The sequence below is a fragment of the Pseudomonas sp. PDM16 genome, from assembly GCF_014851865.1.
GTDB lineage: Bacteria > Pseudomonadota > Gammaproteobacteria > Pseudomonadales > Pseudomonadaceae > Aquipseudomonas.
On record NZ_JACVAM010000039.1, the window covers coordinates 1 to 255 of the forward strand.

At 47.8% G+C, this 255-nt stretch carries 1 protein-coding gene; it reads right to left on the minus strand.

Annotated elements, in window-relative coordinates; translation table 11 throughout:
* Positions 1 to 34: 34 nt before the first annotated feature.
* The coding region (locus IB234_RS24095; protein ID WP_225580785.1) for a hypothetical protein at positions 35 to 255 on the minus strand (221 nt) is incomplete at its 5' end.

Genomic DNA, 255 nt, shown 5'->3' on the forward strand with positions numbered 1-255 from the left:
ATTTTTTCGGAGTGAGCGGCAGTTGAGCGCATTGTTAGGGGCCTGTACTTGAGCAGACTGTGGCTATTAGTGAGGCAACTGAAACAATAAGTGCAAGGATGGCAATTAGATTTGCGCGACTTGCTTTAGATACGGATTTTTTGGTTAGAAGCCGACGCTCAAGCTCAGCTTCGGATGCCACACCTCGTAGCTCGGCGTAGACGCCAGATGAAGATTCAGACTCGTCATCTGTATAGATTGAGACGTCGTGCTTTT